18 protein-coding genes are annotated in these 19,951 nt (G+C 73.1%); 6 read left to right on the top strand and 12 right to left on the bottom strand.

Annotated elements, in window-relative coordinates:
- Positions 1–32 precede the first annotated feature (32 nt).
- On the top strand, positions 33–497 hold the full coding sequence (locus tag AQJ30_RS21500; RefSeq protein WP_245727006.1) for an NUDIX hydrolase: 465 nt from the start codon (positions 33–35) through the stop codon (positions 495–497).
- 47 nt (positions 498–544) lie between these two features.
- Here AQJ30_RS21500 and AQJ30_RS21505 read toward each other — a convergent pair whose 3' ends face one another.
- Together AQJ30_RS21505 and pepN are read right to left on the bottom strand one after the other, a co-directional pair.
- A complete protein-coding gene (locus AQJ30_RS21505; RefSeq protein WP_067236515.1) occupies positions 545–1,594 on the bottom strand; it encodes a hypothetical protein in 1,050 nt (349 codons plus the stop codon).
- Between the two features lie 215 nt (positions 1,595–1,809).
- Entirely contained in the window at positions 1,810–4,398 is a 2,589-nt protein-coding gene (gene pepN / locus AQJ30_RS21510) for an aminopeptidase N (protein WP_067236517.1), read from the bottom strand.
- Positions 4,399–4,551: 153 nt separating this feature from the next.
- On the opposite strand from pepN, the gene AQJ30_RS21515 reads away from it, so the two are divergent.
- Complete coding sequence (locus AQJ30_RS21515) at positions 4,552–5,196, top strand: DsbA family protein (protein WP_067236519.1); 645 nt, start codon at positions 4,552–4,554, stop codon at positions 5,194–5,196.
- Positions 5,197–5,223: 27 nt separating this feature from the next.
- On the opposite strand, the gene AQJ30_RS21520 is transcribed toward AQJ30_RS21515, so the two are convergent.
- From AQJ30_RS21520 to AQJ30_RS21555, 8 genes are all read right to left on the bottom strand, one after another.
- Positions 5,224–5,469, bottom strand: coding sequence for a hypothetical protein (locus AQJ30_RS21520; RefSeq protein ID WP_159052348.1), 246 nt, complete (start codon positions 5,467–5,469; stop codon positions 5,224–5,226).
- 148 nt (positions 5,470–5,617) lie between these two features.
- Entirely contained in the window at positions 5,618–6,265 is a 648-nt protein-coding gene (locus AQJ30_RS21525) for a superoxide dismutase (protein ID WP_067236523.1), read from the bottom strand.
- Between the two features lie 108 nt (positions 6,266–6,373).
- Entirely contained in the window at positions 6,374–7,264 is an 891-nt protein-coding gene (locus tag AQJ30_RS21530; protein WP_067236524.1) for a TauD/TfdA dioxygenase family protein, read from the bottom strand.
- A gap of 44 nt (positions 7,265–7,308) precedes the next feature.
- Complete coding sequence (locus AQJ30_RS21535; protein WP_067236527.1) at positions 7,309–8,655, bottom strand: LLM class flavin-dependent oxidoreductase; 1,347 nt, start codon at positions 8,653–8,655, stop codon at positions 7,309–7,311.
- Positions 8,656–8,723: 68 nt separating this feature from the next.
- Positions 8,724–9,458 carry an ABC transporter ATP-binding protein gene (locus AQJ30_RS21540; RefSeq protein ID WP_067236530.1) on the bottom strand — a complete coding sequence of 245 codons (735 nt, stop codon included), beginning with the start codon at positions 9,456–9,458 and terminating at the stop codon, positions 8,724–8,726.
- A complete protein-coding gene (locus AQJ30_RS21545) occupies positions 9,434–10,282 on the bottom strand; it encodes an ABC transporter permease (RefSeq protein ID WP_067236531.1) in 849 nt (282 codons plus the stop codon). The genes AQJ30_RS21540 and AQJ30_RS21545 overlap by 25 nt, the downstream gene beginning before the upstream one ends.
- Positions 10,279–11,334: an ABC transporter substrate-binding protein gene (locus AQJ30_RS21550; protein WP_067236534.1), complete on the bottom strand. Its 1,056-nt coding sequence runs from the start codon at positions 11,332–11,334 to the stop codon at positions 10,279–10,281. The genes AQJ30_RS21545 and AQJ30_RS21550 overlap by 4 nt, the downstream gene beginning before the upstream one ends.
- 261 nt (positions 11,335–11,595) lie before the next feature.
- Positions 11,596–12,846, bottom strand: a complete 1,251-nt coding sequence (locus AQJ30_RS21555; RefSeq protein WP_067236536.1) for an ROK family protein — start codon at positions 12,844–12,846, stop codon at positions 11,596–11,598.
- Between the two features lie 478 nt (positions 12,847–13,324).
- On the opposite strand from AQJ30_RS21555, the gene AQJ30_RS21560 reads away from it, so the two are divergent.
- Positions 13,325–13,906: a biotin transporter BioY gene (locus AQJ30_RS21560; RefSeq protein WP_067236539.1), complete on the top strand. Its 582-nt coding sequence runs from the start codon at positions 13,325–13,327 to the stop codon at positions 13,904–13,906.
- Positions 13,907–14,013: 107 nt separating this feature from the next.
- Here the strand turns inward: AQJ30_RS21560 and AQJ30_RS21565 are convergent, their stop codons facing one another.
- Positions 14,014–15,504, bottom strand: a complete 1,491-nt coding sequence (locus tag AQJ30_RS21565; protein ID WP_067236542.1) for an amino acid permease — start codon at positions 15,502–15,504, stop codon at positions 14,014–14,016.
- Positions 15,505–15,710: 206 nt separating this feature from the next.
- Here AQJ30_RS21565 and AQJ30_RS21570 point away from each other — a divergent pair, with 206 nt between their 5' ends.
- Both AQJ30_RS21570 and AQJ30_RS21575 read left to right on the top strand, forming a co-directional pair.
- Positions 15,711–16,196 (top strand): ribose-5-phosphate isomerase, encoded by a 486-nt coding sequence (locus AQJ30_RS21570; protein ID WP_067236545.1) that lies wholly within the window; start codon positions 15,711–15,713, stop codon positions 16,194–16,196.
- A gap of 50 nt (positions 16,197–16,246) precedes the next feature.
- The gene (locus AQJ30_RS21575; RefSeq protein ID WP_067236550.1) at positions 16,247–17,053 is read left to right on the top strand and encodes an Fpg/Nei family DNA glycosylase; all 807 of its coding nucleotides are present in this window, start codon (positions 16,247–16,249) and stop codon (positions 17,051–17,053) included.
- 79 nt (positions 17,054–17,132) lie between these two features.
- Here the strand turns inward: AQJ30_RS21575 and AQJ30_RS21580 are convergent, their stop codons facing one another.
- Entirely contained in the window at positions 17,133–18,380 is a 1,248-nt protein-coding gene (locus tag AQJ30_RS21580; RefSeq protein ID WP_211279049.1) for a GNAT family N-acetyltransferase, read from the bottom strand.
- 209 nt (positions 18,381–18,589) lie between these two features.
- On the opposite strand from AQJ30_RS21580, the gene AQJ30_RS21585 reads away from it, so the two are divergent.
- Positions 18,590–19,774, top strand: a complete 1,185-nt coding sequence (locus AQJ30_RS21585) for a PP2C family protein-serine/threonine phosphatase (RefSeq protein WP_067236552.1) — start codon at positions 18,590–18,592, stop codon at positions 19,772–19,774.
- Positions 19,775–19,951 lie beyond the last annotated feature (177 nt).

Below are 19,951 nucleotides of genomic sequence, written 5' to 3' on the forward strand. Positions count from 1 at the left end.
CCGGTCCGCCCGGCAGCCGTTAACGTCCCCCCGTGCGACAGAACTTGAGGGTGGCGGCCTACGCCGTGTGCGTCCGGGACGGACACCTGCTGCTGGCCCGCTCGCCGGCCGCCGACGGCACCCCGGAGTGGGTGCTGCCCGGCGGCGGCATGGAGCACGGCGAGGACCCGTACGACACCGTGGTGCGCGAGCTGGAGGAGGAGACCGGGTACCGCGTCGAGGTGACCGGGCTGCTCGGTCTCGACTCCGTCCGCCGCGTCCTCCCCGGCGGCGGTGCGCTGCGCCGCCCGGTGGACCACCACGGCGTCCGGCTCGTCTACGAGGCCCGGGTCACCGGCGGCGACCTGCGCTTCGAGACCGGCGGTTCGACGGACATGGCCGCCTGGCACGACCTGGCCGAGGTGCCCGGGCTGCGCCGCATCCGGCTGGTCGACGTGGGCCTGCGCCTGTGGCGCGAACGGCCGCCGACGGGGCGGGTTCCGGCCACCGGGGGGTGACCCCCCGGCCGTCAGCCCGCCCGTCACCGCGGCCGTCACCCCGCCCGTCACCGCGGCAGCACCACGACGTACGCGGCCGGGTCCCGGTCGCCCGCCGCCATCAGCGCCGTGCGGATCACCGCCGCCTGCTGCTCGGCCGCGTCGCGCAGCTTGCGCGGGGTGACGTGCACGACCGTGATGCCCAGCCGCTCCAGGTGCTCCCGCTTGCGCGCGTACTCCGACCACAGCGCGTCCTCGTCCTGGCGGGGCGCGCGGGTGTCCAGCTCCACCGCGACCGCCTGCTCCGGCCAGTACGCGTCGAGGCCGCCGAGGTGCGGTCCGCCGGGCAGGCGCAGGTCGACGTTCCACACCGGGTCGGGCAGGCCGTACGCGCGCACCATGCGGTAGAGCCGCTCCTCGGCGATCGCCCGCCCCTCCGCCAGCAGCGAGTCCACCGCGTCCACCACGTGCGGCCGGGTGAGCAGCTTCGCCCGGGTCAGCTCCCGCACCACCGCGGCCGGTTCGCAGTGACCGCCGCGCACCGCCTCGGTCAGCAGCCGCCGGACCGCCCCGGCGTCCGTCAGCTCCGCCACCGCGTCGGCCAGCGCCCGCGGCACCGGCGCCACCGGGACGCCCGTCACCTGCTCGGGCGCGGGCAGCTCGGCGGTGCGCACGATCCGCGCGCACCCGGTCGAGCGCAGCCGGCGCAGCCGGGGCACCAGGACGTCGACCCGCTCCAGCGACAGCAGCGGGGGAGCGCAGGTGAAGCCGTGGAGGGTGAGGGCCGCCAGGCCGGTGATCATCGCGTCGGCGTACGCCGCCCGGTGCGGGCCCCCGGCCCCCGGCTGGACCGGCACCGCGGGGGAGACGGTCTGCCGGGCGGCGTACAGCAGGACCGCGTGCAGGCGCTCCTCGCCGGTGGGCGGCCCGGGGTGGAGCAGGTACACGCCCGGCAGGAACTGCTGCCAGGGGCCGCCGGGCCGGCACTGCTCGGTGGTTTCGGCGGGCGAGACGCCGTGGCTGCGCAGCTGCGCCGTGGTCAGGACGCGCCGCTGGACGTCCGAGAGGTGGCGCAGCGGGCGGGGGGAGAGCGGGGGGACCGGGGTGTTGTGGTTCATGACCCGGGGATTCCCGCGCCGGATCGGCTGCTTAACCGCTGTTACACGCTCGTCGACCATTCCGGACAAGCGCGTACTAAAGGACGGGTGTTCGGATGCCGATAGGCGCCGAAAACCCCTGGTCCCCGAGGGTGGGTCCAGGGGTTACGGTGACGATTGCCCGAATTTCGTAACGGTGACCGTCGGCCCCATCGTTGGCCAAAGGCCGCCGGAGGTCAGGGTGCCGTGGCCTCCGCCCGGGCGTCGCACTCCTGGCCGCGCAGGGTCCGCGCCAGGTCGTCCCGCGCCTCCAGCACCAGCCGGCGCAGCGCCGGCGGCGCGTCCTCGTGCGCGGTGAGCCACGCGTCGGTCGCCGCCAGCGTCGCGGGGGAGTCCTGCAGCGACGGGAACAGGCCCGACACCACGTCCATGCCGATCTGGATGGACCGCTCGGCCCACACCCGCTCGATCGCCGCGAAGTACTTCTCGGTGTACGGCGCGAGCAGCTCCCGCTGGGAGGACTGCGAGAAGCCCGCGATGGTGGCCCCCACCAGCGCGTTGGACAGCGCGTCCGACTCCACGACCTGCGCCCACGCCTGCGCCTTCACCGCGGCCGAGGGGCGCGCGGCCAGGCAGCGCACCTGGTGGCGCTTGCCGGACGCCGTGTCGTCGCGGGTCAGCTCGGCCGCCAGGACCTGCTCGTCGGCGACGCCGTGCGCGGCCAGCGGCTCCAGGAACGCCCAGCGCAGCTCCTGGTCCACCTCCAGACCGTCGATCTTCCCGGTGCCGTCCAGGAGCTCGCCCAGCAGCCGCAGGTCAGCCTCGCCGCCGGCCACCGCGGCGTAGAAGCGGGCCCAGGTGAGCTGCTGCTCGCTGCCCGGCGCGGCCTCCCGCAGCTCCGCCAGCGCGCCCTCGGCCAGCAGCCGCTCACCGGTGGGCCGCCAGCCGGGCGCCGCGTAGTGCTCCAGCGCCGACCTCGCCCACGCGTGCAGCATCTGCAGCACGCCGATGTCGCTCTCGCGCCCCGCGAACCGCAGCACCAGCGCGATGAACTCCCGTGCCGGCAGCAGCGCGTCCCGGGTCAGGTTCCACAGCGCCGACCAGCACAGGGCGCGGGCCAGCGGGTCGGTCAGCGCGCCCAGGTGCGCCCGGAGCGTGTCCAGCGAGGTCGCGTCGAAGCGGATCTTGCAGTAGGTCAGGTCGTCGTCGTTGACCAGCACCAGCTCGGGCGCCCCGGCGCCGGCCAGCTCCGTGACGACCGTGCGCGGGCCGTCGACGTCCACCTCGGCGCGCGCGTATCGCTCCAGCGCCCCGGCCGGGGTGCGCCGGTACAGCCCGACCGCGACCCGGTGCGGCCGCAGCTCCGGGTGCGACTCGGCGGCCTCCTGCAGCACCGCCAGCTCGTCGATGCGGCCCTCGGCGTCCAGCAGCACCTGCGGGGTGAGGGCGTTCACGCCCGCCGTCTGCAGCCAGGACCGCGCCCACGTGCCCATGTCCCGGCCGCTGGTCTCGGCCAGCACCGACAGCAGGTCGCCCAGGCGCGTGTTGCCGTACGCGTGCCGCTTGAAGTAGCGCCGCGCGCCCTCCAGGAAGGCGTCCTGGCCGACGTACGCCACCAGCTGCTTGAGTACCGAGGCGCCCTTGGCGTAGGTGATGCCGTCGAAGTTGAGCTTGGCGTCCTGCAGGTCGCGGATGTCGGCGGTGATCGGGTGGGTGGAGGGCAGCTGGTCGGCGCGGTACGCCCACGCCTTGCGGCGGTTGGCGAAGGTGATCCAGGCGTCGGTGAACCGGGTCGCGCCGACGTTGGCGAAGGTGCCCATGAAGTCGGCGAACGACTCCTTCAGCCACAGGTCGTCCCACCAGGCCATGGTGACCAGGTCACCGAACCACATGTGGGCCATCTCGTGCAGGATCACGTTGGCCCGGGCCTCGTAGGAGGACCGGGTGACCTTGCCCCGGAAGATGAACTCCTCGCGGAAGGTGACCAGCCCCGGGTTCTCCATCGCGCCGAGGTTGTACTCGGGCACGAACGCCTGGTCGTACTTGCCGAAGGGGTACGGGTAGTCGAAGTGCTCGTGGAAGAAGTCCAGGCCCTGCTTGGTCACCAGGAACACGTCGTCGGCGTCGAAGTGCGGGGCGAGCCCCTTGCGGCACAGGGCGCCGAGCGGGATGCGCAGCGTGGAGCCGTCGGGCAGCTCGCGCTCGTAGGAGTCGGTGACGTAGTGGTACGGGCCCGCCACGACGCAGGTGATGTACGTCGAGATCGGCCGGGTCTCCGCGAACCGCCACACGCCGTCCGTGAGGGTGCCGGCGCCGTTGCTCCACACCGTCCACCCCTCGGGCGCGCGCACCTCGAAGCGGAACGGCGCCTTGAGGTCGGGCTGCTCGAAGTTCGTGAACACCCGGCGGGAGTCGGCCGGCTCGTACTGCGTGTACAGGTAGACCTCGCCGTCCTCCGGGTCGACGAAGCGGTGCAGGCCCTCACCGGTGCGCGAGTAGGCGCACTGCGCGTCCACGACCAGCTCGTTCTCGGCGGCCAGGTCCTCCAGCGCGATCCGGGAGCCGTCGAAGACCTCGGCCGGGTCCAGGTCGCGGCCGTTGAGGGAGACGGCCGTCACCCGCGGCGCGATCAGGTCGGCGAAGGCCGAGGCGCCCGGCTCGTTGCAGCGGAAGCGGACCGTGGTCACCGAGCGGAAGGTGCGCGGCCCGTCGGCGGGGGCGTCGCCGACCGCCGAGCGCACGTCGAGGGACACGTCGTACCCCTCGACGGACAACAGGGCGGCCCGCTCCCGGGCTTCGTCGCGGGACAGGTTCTCACCGGGCACGGGCGGACTCCCTCACTGCGTGTGCCGAGGTCAAGTGACAGGCCCGATCCTGCCACGCGCCCCTGACGCCGGGCAGCAGGGAATGACCGGGGCGACCGCCGGCGTTGTCCCGGGGAACGCTGCATCGCGCCGCTGAGCTCGCTGAGGAGAGACATGTCGGAGAAGACGCCCGTCGACTTCTGGTTCGACCCGCTGTGCCCGTGGGCGTGGATGACCTCCCGCTGGGTGCTGGAGGTGGAGAAGGTCCGGGACATCGAGGTGCGCTGGCACGTGATGAGCCTGGCCGTCCTCAACGAGGACAAGCTCGACGAGCTGCCCGCGGAGTACCGGGAGATGCTGGCCACCAAGGCGTGGAAGCCGATCCGGGTGGTCACCGCCGCCTGGCAGAAGCACGGCGACGACGTCCTCGGCCCGCTGTACACCGCGCTCGGCACCCGCATCCACAACAACGGCGAGGGCCCGACCGTGGAGGCCGTCGCCGGTGCGCTCGCGGACGTCGGCCTGCCCGCCGACCTCATCGACTACGCCGACCAGGAGGACTTCGAGTTCGACGCCGAGCTGCGCGCCTCCCACAAGGAGGGCATCGAGAAGGTCGGCCAGGAGGTGGGCACCCCGGTCATCGCCGTGCCCGGCCCCGACGGCGAGCAGATCGCCTTCTTCGGCCCGGTCGTCACCCCCGCGCCGAAGGGCGAGGAGGCCGCCCGGCTGTGGGACGGCACCCTGGCCGTCGCCTCGGTCCCCGGCTTCTACGAGATCAAGCGCACCCGGACCAAGGGCCCGGACTTCAGCAACCTCTGAGCCCCACCCCACGGATCCCGGCGGTCTTCACACGCCTTCCGCACCGGGCTCCGGCATCTTCCGGGGCGGGTCGAGCGGCTTGACCCGCCAGGCGGTGCGGATGGTGCGGCAGTCCCGTTCGGTGCTGACGCAGATCCAGTGGTCGTCCACGTAGGCGCGGGGCCCGAGGCCCCGCAGCGCGCGGATGACACCGCGCTCCCGGTCGTCCTTGGGCTGCCGGTGCGGCTGGTACGTACCGCAGGTGTGACAGGGCAGCGACCTCTCCATCGGCATCCCGCCACGATGGCCCGGAATCCCGCACACGGGAAGGCCCCCCGCGCGTCACGTCCGCGCAGGGGGCCTTCCTTCTTTCCTCGACCTGCCCGCGTGAAGGGTGAGAAGACGATCACGAGGCAGGACGCACCGGGGTGCGGGAGCGGGCTCAGGGCGTCGGCAGCAGCACGTTCCCGCGGGTCCGGGCGGCCGCCAGGCGGCGGGCGACGTCCTGCCAGTTCACGACCTGCCACATCGCCTCGATGAAGTCGACCTTCTGGTTCCGGTACTGGAGGTAGAAGGCGTGCTCCCAGGCGTCGAACACCAGCAGGGGGACGGCGCCCTGGCCGACGTTGCCCTGGTGGTCGTAGACCTGCTCCACGACCAGCCGACCGCTGAGCGGCTCGTGGGCGAGGACGCCCCAGCCGGAGCCCTGGGTGGTCGCGGCGGCCTTTGACAGCTGGGCCTTGAACCCGGCGAAGGAGCCGAAGGACTCCCGGATCGCCTCGGCCAGGTCACCGACGCCGTCCTGCGCCAGCGGCTCGCCGCCGCCGTCCTTCGGGCCCGTCATGTTCTGCCAGTAGATCGAGTGCAGGACGTGCCCCGACAGGTGGAAGGCCAGGTTCTTCTCCAGGCCGCCCAGCGAGCCCCACTGCTCCTTGTCGCGCGCCTCGGCCAGCTGCTCCAGCGTGTCGTTGGCGCCCTTCACGTAGGCCGCGTGGTGCTTGTCGTGGTGCAGCTCGATGATCTCCGGGCTGATCACGGGTGCCAGCGCCGCGTAGTCGTACGGCAGGTCGGGCAGCGTGTACACGGGCATGCGCGGGGTCCCCTCGGCTTATTGCAACTAGCTCGCAACAACAACCTAGCAGCAAGAAGCCCCCGTGGACGAGACCACGGGGGCTTTCGCGCGGTGGCCGGCGCGTCCCTACGCCGCCAGGGGCGTGTAGTGCGAGGCGTCGCCCTCGATCGAGTAGCTCTCCTTGCCCTCGACACCGACCGGGACGTCCCCGGCGACGGTCACCCGGTGCAGCCGGCGGGGCAGGCCGTCGTAGTTGTCGATGGCGTAGTGCTGGGTGATGCGGTTGTCGAAGACGACCAGCTGGTTCTCCGACCAGCGGTGGCGCAGCACGTTCTCCGGCCGGGTGACGTACGACTGGAGCAGGTCGAGCAGCTTGCGGGACTCGCCGAGCGACAGCCCCACCAGGCGCTGCGCGAACCCGCCGATGAACAGGCCGCGTTCGCCGGTCAGCGGGTGCACGCGCACCACCGGGTGGACGGTGCGGTACTTGATCGAGGTGAACTGCGCGCGCTGGGCGGCCTTGTCCTCGTCGATGTCCTCCTCCGGCACGGCGTAGTCGTAGTCGTTGGTGTGCTCCGCCCACAGCGTGTCGGCGAGCCGGCGCAGCGGCTCGGGCAGGTCGCGGTAGGCGGCGGCCTGGTTGGCGATCAGCGTCTCGCCGCCGTACGGCGGGACGGTGAGCGAGCGCAGGGTGGTGGCCTGCGGCGGGTTGAGGACGAACGTGACGTCGGTGTGCCAGTGGTTGGCGCGGCCCCGCTCGCTGTCGACGGGCAGCACGTTCGGGGCGTCCGCCACGGCGCCGACCGTCGGGTGGGCGGTGGTGAGGTCGCCGAACCTGCGGGCGAACGCCTGCTGGCCGGCGTCGTCCAGGCCGTGCGCGTCGAGGACGAGCGCCTTGTGCGTGTTCAGCGCCTCCCGGAGCGCGGCGACCTCCGACTCGGCGAGCGGGCGGGTGAGGTCGACGCCGGAGACGTGCGCGCCGATCCGGGCGGTGACCTTGGTGATCTCGATGCTCATGACGGACCTCTCGTGACTGGAGGAAGGGCAGGGGTGGGGGCGGGTCAGACGAGGGCGGGTGCGCCGGCCGGGCGGACGTACTGGTTGGCCGGGCGGGGCAGGCCGTAGCGCTGGCGCAGGGTGGTGCGCGGGCCGTACTCGGTGCGCAGCAGGCCGCGGGCGCGCAGCAGCGGCACGACGTGGTCGACGAACAGCTCCAGCCCGGACGGCAGCACCGGCGGCATGATGTTGAAGCCGTCGGCCGCGCCCTGGGTGAACCAGGTCTCGATCGCGTCGGCGACCTGCTCGGGCGTGCCCGCGAAGGTGAGGTGGCCGCGCCCGCCGCCCAGCCGGCCGATCAGCCGCCGCACGGTCAGCCGCTCGCGCCGGGCCAGTTCGACGACCAGGGTGTAGCGGCTCTTGGCGCCCTCGATCTCGCTCTCCGGGGGCAGGTCCGCGGGCAGCTCGGCGTCCAGGTCGAGGGAGCCGGCGGGCAGTTGCAGCAGCCGTTCGAGGTGCTCCACCCCGTGCCGGTGCACGATGTGGTCCTCCAGCAGCTCCTCCTGGGCGCGGGCCTCGGCCTCGGTGGAGCCGAGCACCGGGACGATGCCGGGCAGCACCTTGACGTGCTCCGGGTCGCGCCCCTCCCGCACGGTGCGTGACTTCAGGTCGGCGTAGAAGGCCCGCGCGTCCTCGATGGTCTGCTGGGCGGTGAACACCGCCTCCGCGTACCGGGCGGCGAAGGCCTTGCCGTCCTCCGAGGAGCCGGCCTGTACCAGCAGCGGGTAACCCTGGGGCGTGCGCGGCACGTTGAGGGCGCCCTCGACGCTGAAGTACCTCCCCCGGTGCCGGGGCGGGTGGATCTTGGCGTCGTCGCCCCAGACGCCGGCGGCCTTGTCGGCGACGATCGCGTCGTCCTCCCAGCTGTCCCAGAGCTTCAGCGCCACGTCGAGGAACTCGGCGGCCCGGGCGTACCGCTCGGCGTGCGCGGGCTCGGCGTCCAGGCCGAAGTTGCGGGCCGCCTCCGCGCCGGCGGTGGTGACGATGTTCCAGCCCGCGCGGCCGCCGCTGATGATGTCCAGCGAGGCGAACTTGCGGGCCAGGTTGTAGGGGGAGTTGTAGGACGTGGAGGCGGTGGCGATCAGCCCGATGTGCTCGGTGGCCGTCGCCAGCGCGGTCAGCAGGGTGAGCGGTTCCAGCGCCCCGGCGGGGCGCTGCGCGACGCTGCTCCACAGCTGCGGGCCGTCGGCGAGGAACAGCGAGTCGAACGTGCCGCGTTCGGCGGTGCGGGCCAGCCGCACGTAGTGGGCGAGGTCGACGTGCGCCGACGGGTCGCTCTCAGGGAGTCGCCACGACGCCTCGTGGTGGCCGGTGGTCATCAGGAACGCGTTGAGGTGGAGCTGACGGGGCATGGGGGTCCTTCACTGGGGGACGGGGGCGTCCGGGGTCTCGTGGGCACGGGGGAGGCGGGGATCGCCGCTCAGTCCGTGTCCTCGACCACCCCGAGTGCGCCGAGCAGTTCGGTGCGGTACGCGCTCAGCAGCGGGTCCCGGTACGAGCGCGGGTGCGGCCGGTCGATGGTCAGGTCCAGGCCGATGCGGCCGTGCTCGAGGACGAGCACCCGGTCCGCGAGGACGATCGCCTCGTCCACGTCGTGGGTGACCAGCAGCACCGACGGCCGGTGCCGCTTCCACAGCTCCCGCAGCAGCGCGTGCATCCTGATCCGGGTCAGCGCGTCCAGCGCCCCGAACGGCTCGTCGGCCAGCAGCAGTTCCGGCTCGCGCACCAGCGACCGGGCCAGCGCCGCACGCTGGGCCTCCCCGCCCGACAGCTCGCTGGGCCAGGCCCGCTCGCGCCCGGCGAGACCCACCTCGGCGAGGGCCGCGCGGCCCCGCTGCTCGGCGTCCTTGCCGTCCAGGCCGAGCAGCACGTTGGGCAGGATCCGCCGCCAGGGCAGCAGCCGGGAGTCCTGGAAGACCACCGACACCCGCTCCGGCGCGGTCAGCCGGCCGCTGCCGGTGACCTCGTGGTCCAGGCCCGCGACGGCCCGCAGCAGGGTGCTCTTGCCGGACCCGCTGTGCCCGAGCAGCGCCACGAACTGGCCCGCGGGGATCTCCAGGTCGACGCCGTCGAGGACGGTGCGCCCCTCGAAGGACCGGGTCAGCCCCTCGAGCCGGACGGCGGGACGGGTCAGCTGCTCAGTGTGCGGCGCCATGACAGCACCCTCCGTTCGACGAGACGGACCACGCTGTCGGAGACCAGGCCGAAGATGCCGTACACCACCAGGCCGACCAGGATCACGTCCGACTGGCCGTAGTTGGTGGCCTGGAACATCAGGTAGCCGAGCCCGCTGGTGGCGTTGATCTGCTCCAGCACCACCAGGCCCAGCCAGGAGCCGGTGACGCCGAGCCGGAGTCCCACGAAGAACCCGGGCAGCGCCCCGGGGACGACGACCTCCCGGACGAAGCGGGCCCGGGACAGGCCCTGCACCTCGGCGAGTTCGACGAACCGGTGGTCGATGCCGGCCAGCGCGGCATGGGTGTTGAGGTAGATCGGGATGTAGACGACGATCGCGATGATGGCGATCTTGAAGGTCTCGCCGATGCCCAGCCAGAGGATGAACAGCGGGATCAGGCCCAGCGTCGGGATCGCCCGGTTGAGCTGCACGGTCCCGTCGATCAGGGCCTCGCCGGCGCGGCTCAGCCCGGACGCCAGCGCCAGCACGACGCCCGCGGTGAGCCCGATGGCGAAGCCGTACCCGGCGCGCCGCAGCGAGGTGGCGATGTCCCCGGCCAGCGTCCCGTCGGTCCACAGGTGGACCCCGGTGCGCAGCACCGTCCAGGGCGCGGGGACCGCGGCCGGGTCGAGGCGCCCGGCGGCGGAGGCGGCGGCCCACAGGGCGAGTACCAGCAGGGGCCCGGCCAGCCGCGCGGCGGGCAGCCGGCGGCCGGGGGACAGGCCGCTGCGGCGGGTGCGCGGCCGTTCGTCGGGGGCGGCGGCGGGCGCCGCGGTCACGGTGGTGGTGGTCACGGCGGTCACTTGCGGTACTCCTCGGGGACGGCCTCGGCCGCGAGGGACTCGAAGCGGTGGTCGAAGAGGGAGGAGACGTCGAACTTCTTCACGAAGCCGCCCTCCGCGAGCAGGTCGGCGGTCTCCTGCTCCCAGGCGATCGCCTCGTCCCAGCGCGGCGGGAACAGCGGCTTGTTGGCGAGGGCGGAGATGCCCCGGGCCTGCGCCAGGCTGAGGTTCTGCGTCTTGACGTAGAACTCCTCGTTCCACACGTCCGGGTGCTCGTACTGCCAGACCAGGCCCATGGCCCACTGCGGGATGTACGCGGCGACCGCCGCCGCCTTGGCGCGGTCCTCGAGCACCGACACCGGCGCCCACAGCAGGTTGAGCAGGTCGACCACGTCGGTGGTGATGGTGCGGGCGCCCTTCGGGCCGTACTGCTGGAGGTAGGCGGGCGCCTGCTGGTTGCCGAGCGGCGCGATGTCGACCTGGCCGGACTGCAGGGCGGTGAGGAACTGGTTGCTGGTCAGCGGCACCAGCCGGACGTCGTCGTAGGACAGGCCCGCCTTCTTCAGGGCCCGCAGCAGCACCACGCCCTGCGCCTGCCCCTGGGAGAACGCCAGCTTCTTGCCCTTGAAGTCGGCGACCGTGTGGAGGTCACTGCCGGGCTTGGTGGCGAACACGTAGTTCGGCTTGCGGGTCACGTCGATCGCGACGATCTTCGCGCCGAAGCCCTGGAAGTGCGCCTGGATGGGCGGGATGCCCGCGTTGTTGGCGAGGTCCAGGGACTTGGCGCGGAACGCGTTGATGACATCGGGACCGGCGCCGATGTTCAGCCAGCTCGACACGGTGAACGGCAGCTCCGGCAGTTTCGCCAGCTTGAACAGGAGCTGCTGCTGGTTCTGGAACGACGCGATCTTCAGGCGGGTGCCCGCCGGCACCTTGTCGGCGAGCGGGGCCGACGAGGCGCCCGTACCGGTGCTCGCGGCGCTGCTCTGGGCGCAGCCGCTGAGGCCGGCCACCGAGGCGGCGGCCCCCAGCACGGAGGCGAGGAAAACACGTCGGTCGTGGGACACAGGCATGGCGGAACTCCCGGGAAAAGGGGCGTGGAACGGGCAGGGAAGAGCGGTGGAAAGCGCGTGCGGGCAAGCGGAAAAGCGGGCCCGGAATGCACGGACCGGAAACGGACCGGAAAGGGGAAAACGCGCGTGACTACGCGGGGAAAGGCGGGAGGAGGGAGGCGCTCCCGGCGCGCCGGGGCGTCAGCAACAGAAGGTGCGACAGCTCATGGGCACCAGGCTCCCGGTCACGCTCGGCCCCTGTCAACATTCCGCGTTTCTGAATTAATTAAATCGAGGTGACGCGCCCAGCGGGTCCCGGAAAAGCACGTCCAGGGCGACCGCGCCGCCCGCCACGGCCAGTACGGAATCGAGCGGGAAGCTCGTCGGCGCGACACAGTCCGCCCGCGCTCCACCGACCTCCGCGCGCAGCGCCGCGAGACAGTCCGCGCGGACCATGGCACCGACCTCGGTCACGACGACCCGCTCCGGGTTCAGCACGTCGAGCAGCAGCCCCGCCGCCCGGCCCACCATCCGCGCCCGCTCCACCAGCAGCCGCACCGCCACCGGGTGCCCGCCCGCCGCAGCGGCCACCACCCGCATCGGGTTCGCCCCGTCGACGACCCCCGCCTCCCGGGCCCGCCGGCACAACGTCCGCTCGCTCAGCTCCACCTGGAGGCAGCCGACCCGCCCGCACGCGCAGGGCTCGCGGCCCCCGGCCAGCGGCAGGTGCGCGATGGCGCCCGCCTGCGAGCGGGGACCGTGGTGCACCCCGTCCCGGGTGGCGAACGCCGCGTCGACCACGTTGCCGACGAACAGGTGCAGCAGGCTCCCGCTGCCCCGCGCCCGTCCGAACAGCCGCTCGGCGTTGACCAACGCCCGCGCGTGGCCGTCGACATGGACCGGCAGGCCGGTGCGGGCACCGAGCAGCTCGCGCACCGGCACGTCCCGCCAGCCCAGCAGCGGGTGCTCCACCACCGTCCCCGAGTCCCGGTCCACCCAGCCGCCCACCGCGACCCCGACGCCCAGCGCAGGACGGCCGGCCCGGGCGAGCAGCGCCTCCAGCGCGTCGACGGCGCCGGTGAGCACCCGGCCGGGGTCCGTCGAGGCGTGCTTCACCTCCCGGCGGGCCAGCACCCGCCCCCGCAGGTCCAGCAGCGCGACGGTCGTGTACGGCACGGCCACGTGCACCCCGGCCACCACGAACCCGGTGTCGTCCAGCTCCACGGGGACGTGCGGCCGGCCGACGCGGGCGCCGGCCGTGCGGGGCGGGGCCGCCTCCCGGACCAGCCCGAGCCCGGCCAGCCGGGCGCAGTGCTCCGTCACCGACGCCGGGGACAGTCCGGTCAGCCGGGCCACGGTGCTGCGGGCGACCGGGCCGTGCTCCAGCACCGTCCGCAGCACGGCGCTGGCGCTGGTGCGCCGCCGGTCGGGGTCGGCGACCCGGGGGACGGGCGAGACGGACGGGCCGGCCGCCACCGCGGCAGACGCGGGGACGGCGGACGTCTGGGTACGGGGTGTCGCGGTACGGGGCATGGGAGCTTCCTCGGGGCCGGTCCGGCAGTGCGCCTTCACTTCGCTGCTCGCGCAGTGGGCGAGGCGTGCCGGAGCGACCCGGCCGCCTCACCGCCGGGGGCGACAGGCGGCCGTGTCCACGCGCCGCAGGTCGACGTGGCGACGCGACGAGAAGTACCGGGACTGGGCGACCATGCGCCCGAAGCTAGCAAGGCGGCCGACGTCCTGCCCAGAGGGCGACCGAGCGCTGAGACACGGGAATGAGACGCCCCCGCCCGGATTGGCGGAACCCTACAGACGCCTCCCGCCCGGCCCGCGTCGCACCGGCCACGCCACCTCAGTGACCGGCGTCACGTCGGGCCGCGCAGAGGTCGCCCTCTTTGTGCGGACCCGATGAAGCCGGTGGCGGCGCCTTTGTCGACGGCTGACGGTGATCACGCCGGCCGCCCTGGGATAGCGTCACGGTGTCCAGCCTGCCCTCACCCCGCGGAGACCCCCAATGAGCACCGCTGCCGCCGCACCGGCCCGTACCGGCGAGGTCCTCGCCGACCTCCTGCCCGCCTCCCGTCTGCGGGACGTGGCCCTGGTCCTCGGCGGCGCCGCCCTGACCGGGCTCGCGGCCCAGATCGCGGTGCCCGTCCCCGGCTCCCCGGTGCCGGTGACCGGCCAGACCTTCGCCGCGCTGCTCGTCGGCACCTCCCTGGGCGCCCGCCGCGGCTTCCTGTCCCTCGCGCTGTACGCGCTGGCGGGCGTCGCCGGTGTGCCGTGGTTCGCGCAGGGCGGCTCCGGCGCGGCGGCCCCCTCCTTCGGCTACGTCCTCGGCATGCTCCTCGCCGCCACCGTCGTCGGCGCCCTCGCCCGGCGCGGCGCCGACCGCAACGTGTGGCGCACCGCGGCCACCATGCTGCTCGGCGAGGCGATCGTCTACGCGGTCGGCGTGCCCTACCTGGCCCTGGCCACCGGCATGTCCGCGTCCGCCGCGATCGCGGCCGGCCTCACGCCGTTCCTGATCGGCGACGCCCTCAAGGCGGCGCTGGCGATGGGCCTGCTGCCCACCGCCTGGAAGCTCCTCGACCGCTGAGCACCACCGTGCTGATCACCACGCGCTGATCACCACCATGTGAAGAGGCCCGCCGGACATCTGTCCGGCGGGCCTCTTCGTGGCCGTGCGTCGCGCGGCGCGGCGGACTACCGGGGGGTGTCCGCCGGGTCGCGGTCCTGCTCGCCGCCGTCCGTGACCGGCCGCGGCCTCCGCTTCCCCAGGCCCTCCTTGACGAAGGCGATGACGAGGACGACCGCGGCCACGAGCAGCGACAGCAGCACCGTCTCGCGGCCGTCGTGCTCGGTGTCGGTGAGCATGTAGCCGAGGACGAAGACGATCAGCCCGGCCGTCGCCCAGGTCAGGTACGGGTACAGCCACATCTTCACGACGAGCTTCTCCGGGGCCTCGGCCTGGATGATCCGGCGCATCCGCAGCTGCGAGAAGCAGATGACGAGCCACACGAACAGGGCCACCGCGCCACTGGAGTTGACCAGGAAGAGGAAGACCGAGTCCGGGTACTTGTAGTTGAAGAAGACGGCCACGAAGCCGAAGACGACGGACACGACGATCGCGGTCCTCGGCACACCGCGCGAGGTGGTCCGGGCGAAGCCCTTGGGCGCGTCGCCGCGCTCACCGAGCGAGAAGGCCATCCGGGAGGCCGTGTAGAGGCCGGAGTTCAGACAGGACAGCACCGAGGTCAGCACGATGAAGTTCATGATCTGACCGGCGTGCGCGATGCCGAGGGAGTCCAGGGCGGCGACGTAGGAGCCCTTCTCCTTGATCGACGGGTCGTTCCACGGCAGCAGGCAGATGACCACCAGGATCGAGCCCAGGTAGAACACGGCGATGCGCCAGATGATGCTGTTGGTCGACTTGGTGACGGCCCGCTGCGGGTCCTCGGACTCGCCGGCCGCCAGCGTCGCGATCTCGCTGCCCATGAAGGAGAAGACGACCAGCAGCACACCGGTGAGGATGGCGCCGGGCCCGTGGGGCAGGAAGCCGCCGTGGCCGGTGAGGTTGGACAGGCCCGCCTTGTCGCTGTCGACGCCGGGCAGCACGCCGAAGACCGCCAGGCCGCCGACGACGATGAACGCGCCGATCGCGACGACCTTGATCCCGGCGAACCAGAACTCGAACTCGCCGTAGGAGCCGACGGAGACGAGGTTGGTGGCGGTCAGCACCACCATGACGATCAGCGCCCAGCCCCACTGGGGCACGGCGGGGATCCAGCCCTCCAGGATCGTGGCGCCGGCGGTGGCCTCGACGGCCAGCACGACCACCCAGAAGAACCAGTAGAGCCAGCCGATGGAGAAGCCGGCCCAGCGGCCGAGCGCGCGGTCGGCGTGGGCGGAGAACGACCCGGAGGTCGGGTTGGCGGCCGACATCTCGCCCAGCATGCGCATCACCAGCACCACGAGCGTGCCGACGAGGGCGTAGGAGAGCAGGATGCCGGGACCGGTGGTGCGGATGCCGGAGCTGGAGCCCACGAAGAGTCCGGCGCCGATGACACCACCGATGGCGATCATCGTCAGATGGCGGTTCTTGAGTCCGGCCTGGAGTCCGGAACCGGGTTCCCCGGATCCGTGCGGGCCTCCGTGGCCGCTTCCGGCCTTCGACAGGGTCGGCTGCGAAGTCATGGACGGATTTCCTTTGCGCCGCTTGAGGGGGTTCCTCGTACGAGCGGTGTACGAGTCGGTCCAGTGAATCGGAGGTGTACGGATCTGGAAACCTTTGATTCCGGATTGTTATTTGAGGTTTCCCTGAGGTTCTGTAGTCTGAGTCACAGGCTGTACGTCGGCCACCCCACGCTGCTGCCCCCGGGCCCCCGTGTCACACTGCACCCATGCGCGTGTATCTCGGCTCGGACCATGCGGGCTACGAACTCAAGAACCACCTCGTCGACTGGCTTAAGGCGGCCGGCCACGACCCGGTCGACTGCGGCCCCCACGTCTACGACGCCCAGGACGACTACCCGCCCTTCTGCCTGCGCGCCGCGGAGCGGACGGCCGCGGACCCGGACTCCCTCGGCATCGTGATCGGCGGCTCCGGCAACGGCGAGCAGATCGCCGCGAACAAGGTCAAGGGCGTCCGCGCCGCCCTCGCCTGGAGCGAGGAGACGGCGTCCCTGGGCCGCCAGCACAACAACGCCAACGTCGTGGCCGTCGGCGCCCGCATGCACAGCACGGAGGAGGCGACGAAGTTCGTCGAGACCTTCCTCGGCACCCCCTTCTCGGGCGACGAGCGCCACGTGCGCCGCATCGACATGCTGGCGTCCTACGAGACGACGGGCGACCTCCCCCCGATCCCGGCGCACCACCCGCAGCAGTAGCCGCAGGCGCGCGGGGGCGGACCGGAACGGGACGGAAGGACAGGATCAGCGTGCCGGAGGGGCACACCATTCACCGGCTGGCCGAGGACTACGCCGCCCGCCTCACGGGCGACGTCACCGCGACCAGCCCGCAGGGCAAGTTCTCCGACGCCGCCGCCCTGATCAGCGGCACGCCCCTCGCCACCACCGAGGCCCATGGCAAGCACCTCTTCCTGGGCTTCACCCCCGACACCTGGGTCCACATCCACCTCGGCCTCTTCGGCAAGGTCGCCCTCGGCTCCGCCCCCGCGCCCCCGCCCACCGACACCATCCGGCTGCGCCTGACCACGGACACCGGTTTCGCCGACCTGCGCGGTCCCACCACCTGCGCCCTCGTCACGGACGACGAGAAGCGGGCGGTCCACGCGCGCCTCGGCCCGGACCCGCTGCGTCCGGACGCTGACCCCGCCCTCGCGTACGCCCGCATACGCCGCAGCCGCACCACCATCGCCGCCCTGCTCATGGACCAGAAGGTCATCGCCGGCGTCGGCAACGTCTACCGCGCGGAGGTCCTCTTCCGCCACCGCATCGACCCCTACCGCCCGGGCCGTGACATCACCGCCGCCGAGTGGGACGCGCTCTGGACCGACCTGGTCGCCCTGATGCGCGAGGGCGTCCGCACCAACCGCATCGACACGGTCCGCCCCGAGCACACCCCCGAGGCCATGGGCCGCCCGCCCCGCGTGGACGACCACGGCGGCGAGGTCTACGTCTACCGCCGCGCGGACCGGCCGTGCCACCTGTGCGGCACCCCCGTCCGCACCGCCGACCTCGCGGCCCGCAACCTCTTCTGGTGCCCCACCTGCCAGACACCCTGACGCCGACCCGCCCCGGCCCGGGACAGGCCACGTCGGAACACCCCGACGCGCACCCCGCCCCGGCCCCGGGGAGAAGCCGTCAGAACCCGTGCGGCAGCCACGGCGCCACCGCGCTGCCGAACCCCACGGAGGCCTCGGCGAGCGCCCCGCCGCGCAGCTCCCGCACCCGCCCGGCCGCCGCGAGCGATGCCAGCGACACCCCGCCGAGGTACGCCGCCCCCAACTCCCGCGCCGACAGGGCGAGGTCCGCCGCGTCCGTCGTACGGTCGCAGCTCGCGCCCTTGGCGTCGCCGCTGAGCCGCCAACGCCCGGCGTTCCACGGGCAGAAGTCGTCCGCCACCTCCAGCACCACGTCCACCGGCGCCTGGTACGTGCGCGCCTGGAGCGCCGCCCCGACGTCCACCGGCCGCACGTGCAGCGCGTCGCGCACCTGCATCCCGCACCGCCGCACGTCCGACACCAGGTGCTGCCAGTCCTCGTCGACCGGCCGCCCGCGCGTCTTCAGCGACGACGTGAGGTCCAGGTCGAACAGGAACCGCCACAGCGCCGCCCGCGCCGCCGGGTCCATCCCGGCGAGGTCCTTCAGCAGCACCTGCCCCTCGGGCCCGGACGGCGTCCACTCCGGCCGCACCCGGTACCGCGCGAACCCGACCGTCTCCCCGTCCCGCTGCGCCAGCACGCACTGCAGCGGCGACGCCCCGCCCCGCTCGCTCTCCGGGTCCAGCAGGCCCACCCGCTCCCAGCCGGGCCGCCGCGCCAGCATCCCGGGCCGCTCCGGCACCGTCCGCGCGTACACCTCCTCGCACGCCGCGAGCGCGTCACCGGGCGCCGCGTACCGCAGCCGTACGTCCTCGGTGCCCGGCGGCACGGACAGCCGCACCCGCGCCGTGTCGATCTCGGCGCTCAGCGCGAACGTCGCGGCGCCGTACCCGAACCGGCCGTAGATCGCCGGCTCCGACGCGGTGAGCACCGCCAACGGCTCGCCCCAGGACCGCACGTCCTCCAGCTGCCGCCGCATCATCGACGTCAGCACCCCGCGCCGCCGGTGCGTCGCGGCCACGCTGACCATCGTCACGCCCGCGGCCGGCACCGACGCCCCGCCCGGCACGGTCAGCCGGAACGAGAACGCCCCGGCCGTCCCCACGCACACGTCCCCGTCCCACGCCCCGAGCGACCGGTCCGACTCGGTCAGCGCCCGCCACGTCTCACGCTCCTCCGGCGCCTCCGCGACCCCGCCGAACGCCCGCAGCAGCGTGTCGTACCAGCCGTCCCACTCGTCCTGCCGCAGCACCCGGAGGTCGCCCGCGAAGCCACCACGCCCGCTCATGTCACCGTCTCCTCGGTCGGTCCCCCGGTCACCATGGGTCCATCCGTACCAGGGCCGCGCGGACCCGGGCGAGGCAATTTCCCCGACCCCGGGGCGCGAGCGCTTTCCGTGCAGTTCACTGGAGTCCGCTGTGGAGTCGGGCCCCGGACGGGGGACAAGTGGGACCTCCCGTGCCAAGCAGCGGGTTCGATGGATAGGGTCCCGAACTGATGGCAGCAGGACGAGGGCGGCGCGCGGAAGCCGAGACGGTCACGGCCCGGTTGAAGCACTTGATGCACCGGGTCCGCACCGGCGTGCGCAAAAGCGCCGTCGACTACTTCCGCGGCGACGGCTCCGACTGGATCGCCCTGGCCGGCCTGCTGCTCACCGTCCCGCTCATCGCCGCCGGCACCCTCGCCGCCCCCGTCTGGTGCTCCCCGGCCGCGCTGGTCCTGCCCATCGTCGCCGGCGGCCTCCTGCTGCGCCCGGCCAGCCTGCTCGGCCTGTACGCGGCGGCGGCCACCGCCCTGATCGTGGAGTCGGTGCGGCTCGGCCCTTACACCGAGGGCGGCGTCTCCCGGGTCACCCCCGGCGTCGTCCTCGTGGTCGCGGCATGCGGTTTCTTCGGCCTGCTGATCGCCCAGTTCCGCAGCCGCGTCGGCGTGCCCTGGCGGCGCGGCGGCACCATGCTCTTCGACCTGCGCGAACGCATCCGCGTCCAGAGCAAACTGCCGAAGCTGCCCAAGGGCTGGCACCAGGAGATGGCGCTGCGCCCGGCCGGCGGCCAGTCCTTCTCCGGCGACTTCGTGGTCGCGGCCCGCACCAACGGCGGCCGCACCCTCGAGGTCGTCCTCACCGACGTCTCCGGCAAGGGCATGGACGCCGGCTCCCGGGCCCTGCTGCTGTCCGGCGCGTTCGGCGGCCTGCTGGGCTCCCTACCCCCGCACGCCTTCCTCCCCGCCGCCAACGGCTACCTGCTGCGCCAGGACTGGGAGGAGGGCTTCGCCACTTCCATCCACCTCGTCCTCGACCTCGACTCCGGCGACTACGAGCTGTACTCCGCGGGCCACCCGCCGGGCCTCCAGCTCAGCGCGGGCAGCGGCCGCTGGGAGGAGAAGGCCGCCGAGGGCCCCCTCCTCGGGGTGTACGAGGGCGCCCAGTTCGACTCGGTCAAGGGGTCGCTGCGCGCCGGTGACGTGCTGATGCTGTTCACCGACGGCCTCGTCGAGACCGCCGAGCGCGACATCGCAGAGGGCATCGACCGCCTCACCGGCGAGGCCGACCGCTACGTCGCCGGCGGCTTCCAGGGCGCCGCCTGGCACCTGATCGAGGCGGTCGCCAAGGACGTCAACGACGACCGGGCCCTCCTGCTCATCTGCCGCGAAGGTGCCACGGCCGTCTCCGCGCCCCGCTGACGCCGGGCGGCCATCGCCCGCTGTGTCCCGTTGCGCGTCCCCATGACACGGTCATGGAACTGTCCCATGCACGTAACTACGGCCGGATCCTGATTGCGACGGCAATCGGACACTTGCTACAGATGGGATGCGTACAGATGTGGCAGACAGACCCCAACGGGGGAGGGCGGGTTCGGT

It is taken from the genome of Streptomyces longwoodensis (genome assembly GCF_001514125.1).
Classification (GTDB): Bacteria; Actinomycetota; Actinomycetes; order Streptomycetales; family Streptomycetaceae; genus Streptomyces; species Streptomyces longwoodensis.

Bases quoted from the DNA above. Each gene is read 5' to 3' on its own strand.
- AQJ30_RS21505 (WP_067236515.1), bottom strand. From the start codon at position 1,594: ATGAACCACAACACCCCGGTCCCCCCGCTCTCCCCCCGCCCGCTGCGC.
- AQJ30_RS21515 (WP_067236519.1), top strand. From the start codon at position 4,552: ATGTCGGAGAAGACGCCCGTCGACTTCTGGTTCGACCCGCTGTGCCCG.
- AQJ30_RS21520 (WP_159052348.1), bottom strand. From the start codon at position 5,469: ATGCCGATGGAGAGGTCGCTGCCCTGTCACACCTGCGGTACGTACCAG.
- AQJ30_RS21525 (WP_067236523.1), bottom strand. From the start codon at position 6,265: ATGCCCGTGTACACGCTGCCCGACCTGCCGTACGACTACGCGGCGCTG.
- AQJ30_RS21530 (WP_067236524.1), bottom strand. From the start codon at position 7,264: ATGAGCATCGAGATCACCAAGGTCACCGCCCGGATCGGCGCGCACGTC.
- AQJ30_RS21535 (WP_067236527.1), bottom strand. From the start codon at position 8,655: ATGCCCCGTCAGCTCCACCTCAACGCGTTCCTGATGACCACCGGCCAC.
- AQJ30_RS21540 (WP_067236530.1), bottom strand. From the start codon at position 9,458: ATGGCGCCGCACACTGAGCAGCTGACCCGTCCCGCCGTCCGGCTCGAG.
- AQJ30_RS21550 (WP_067236534.1), bottom strand. From the start codon at position 11,334: ATGCCTGTGTCCCACGACCGACGTGTTTTCCTCGCCTCCGTGCTGGGG.
- AQJ30_RS21555 (WP_067236536.1), bottom strand. From the start codon at position 12,846: ATGCCCCGTACCGCGACACCCCGTACCCAGACGTCCGCCGTCCCCGCG.
- AQJ30_RS21560 (WP_067236539.1), top strand. From the start codon at position 13,325: ATGAGCACCGCTGCCGCCGCACCGGCCCGTACCGGCGAGGTCCTCGCC.
- AQJ30_RS21565 (WP_067236542.1), bottom strand. From the start codon at position 15,504: ATGACTTCGCAGCCGACCCTGTCGAAGGCCGGAAGCGGCCACGGAGGC.
- AQJ30_RS21570 (WP_067236545.1), top strand. From the start codon at position 15,711: ATGCGCGTGTATCTCGGCTCGGACCATGCGGGCTACGAACTCAAGAAC.
- AQJ30_RS21580 (WP_211279049.1), bottom strand. From the start codon at position 18,380: ATGAGCGGGCGTGGTGGCTTCGCGGGCGACCTCCGGGTGCTGCGGCAG.
- AQJ30_RS21585 (WP_067236552.1), top strand. From the start codon at position 18,590: ATGGCAGCAGGACGAGGGCGGCGCGCGGAAGCCGAGACGGTCACGGCC.